Source organism: Bradyrhizobium sp. NAS80.1 (genome assembly GCF_001908205.1).
Taxonomy (GTDB): domain Bacteria; phylum Pseudomonadota; class Alphaproteobacteria; order Rhizobiales; family Xanthobacteraceae; genus Bradyrhizobium.
Window position 1 is genome coordinate 1 of record NZ_LGHL01000192.1, and the last position, 2,344, is coordinate 2,344.

Consider the following 2,344-nt stretch of genomic DNA (forward strand, 5'->3'; position numbering starts at 1 on the left):
GCCCTGACCGCTCTCCTGCCGCCCTAACATCCGCTGCTCCCGCAAATGCCGCCTCAAACCAACGGAATCACGGTTCGCGAGTCGCCTCAACCGGAGTTTTGCAACACAATCCGGGGTAACACGGACTGCATTTGCTCACGGTGAGTTTTTCGCATCCAAGAAGTATCGGTTCATGGCGTATGCTTGCACGCATGCGGGGCATTGAACGCGATGGAAGCGATCAAACAGCCGAATCCCTTTTCTTCGTTTTTGCTCGCAAATCTGCCGATCGATCATCATTTATCGCACCCGCTGCACCGATTGGCCTTTCGTTTCCAGGGGCGACCAGCGGAAGCGTCATAGAGATCGAAGTCCCCTTTCCCAAGGCGGAGACCAGCGCGATACGGCCACCCAGTTGCTCGGTCACGAGGTTATGGACGATGTGAAGGCCGAGCCCGGTACTGCCCTTCGCCCGTCGCGTGGTGAAGAAGGGATCGAACACGTGTCGCTGGGTGTCCTCCGAAATGCCTATTCCGTCATCAGAAAAAGTAATCTCCACGAAGTCGCTGCCGATGCGGGTTGCCTCAACCAACATGTTGCCGCCAGATCGGCCAGCAAAGCCGTGGGTAACGGCATTGAAGATCAGGTTCGTCAACACCTGCCCGTAAGCGCCCGCATAGCTGTCCATGACGATGTCGGAGGGGATATCGAGCGCCAGGGGACTGCGAGGTTTAGGCAGACCGGGAACGACGCTGGCCACGATTTGCTCGGTTGCAATCCTGAGGTCAAAACTGCGGCGATCTGCAAGATTGCGATCGACGGCAACTTGCTTGAACGCCTGAATCAGCTCGCCAGCGCGTTCCAGGTTGGCAACTAGCTGATTGGCGGCGTCGTGGTTGCAGTCGACAAATTCCGAAAGGGACGAACGGCGTACAGGACCGGAGGTTATTTGATTGGCAAACCTTGAGCAGCGCTGTGCGAGTGTCGAGGCGACCGTCAAGCCGGTACCAACAGGACTATTAAGCTCGTGTGCGACGCCTGCAACAAGGCGCCCGAGTGCGGCGAGTTTCTCGGTCTCAATGAGATAGCGCTGGGTTTCGCTAGCGTGCAGCGCCGCTTCTGTAATCTTCCTTTTGTCCCGGATCTCAGCAAACAATGCCGCCAGAAGCGATGCGCCGATGGTCACAAGCAAAATGCTGACCTGCGCTGCAGCGACGCGCTCGTCCATCGCAAGGGTGGGATTGCCGAAGTAGCCGATGCCAAAGGTCGTCGTCCAAACGATTGAAAGACTGACGATGAAAGCCGCAGATGCGGCAAAAACCGGCCGGCATCGCGCTGCAAGCCATAGCAGCGGCGCGAAAAGGACAGCGACTGGTCCGACGTTTGCCAGAAGATCCGAGCGCAGGAAAATGCCCAGCGCGCTCACCAGCGCCAATATCGCGACGGTCAATGCGCCCTCGAGAAGCTCGGCCACGGGCGGCCGGTCCCGCGCGGCTGAGGCGAACTCAATCAGCAATGGCGCAACGACGATGATCCCCAGTGCGTCAGATGCGAACCAATGCTGCCAAGTAACCCATATCGGAGTCGTCGCGCTGTGAAAGAACTTGAATACAACAGCGCCACCGATGCCGGACACGGCAGCCCCGACGGTTGCTGCCCCGACCAACGCCATCACGTTGTACGGCTTGGCCAACGTGAAGCCGGAACCATGGTAGCGGTCGATCAGCCGTGCCGTGAGCACGGCCTCGAAAGCATTGCAGCAACCGAAGAGAACGGCACCCCAGAGATTTCGATCGCCAAGCAGGTTCGCCAAAATGGTCGCTGCCATTGTGCCGAAGATGACCGGCCATCGCGCGCGGGACCCCAGGACGATCAGAGCGCCTGCCGACACGCCCGCCGCCGGCCAGAACACCGCCACGCCCTCCGGCTTGGTCAGCAATTCGAGGCTAAGCCGCGCAGCGGTGAAATACGCAATAGCGATAGCAAATGTGAGCGTGATGGCGCCCACCCACGTCGTCGGATCGAACGCGGCAGGCATCTCTCGTTGAATCTTCGTGACTTTTGCCGCGAGGTCGGACATGGGCGGGTCTACCGAAGGCTCCTGATATACTGACGGAACCATCCGCAGTCCTCAAGTGGCCGGAATATGACAAGCTCGAGGTAACGTCCGCTGTTGGCCCCGACTCGGACCTCCGGCGATGTCCGCTCGCGCGCCGCTGTCGGGGGGGATAAGCAGACATCGGGGCTATAGGCCAAAAGCGACGCGAATGACCCTGGCTGTGTAAAAACGCGAATGATCGAGACACGGCTAGAATTACATTCTTCAGTTCGTCGTCTAAGTTGAAGCCACGTGCTAGCTTAAGCG

At 59.0% G+C, this 2,344-nt stretch carries 1 protein-coding gene; it reads right to left on the reverse strand.

Annotated elements, in window-relative coordinates:
- Positions 1-220: 220 nt before the first annotated feature.
- Positions 221-2,059, reverse strand: a complete 1,839-nt coding sequence (locus tag AC629_RS35050; protein WP_168195656.1) for a sensor histidine kinase — start codon at positions 2,057-2,059, stop codon at positions 221-223.
- Positions 2,060-2,344: the final 285 nt, after the last annotated feature.

What these genes read in the sequence shown, in the direction of transcription:
- AC629_RS35050 (WP_168195656.1), bottom strand. Translation starts at nt 2,059, where the DNA reads ATGTCCGACCTCGCGGCAAAAGTCACGAAGATTCAACGAGAGATGCCT.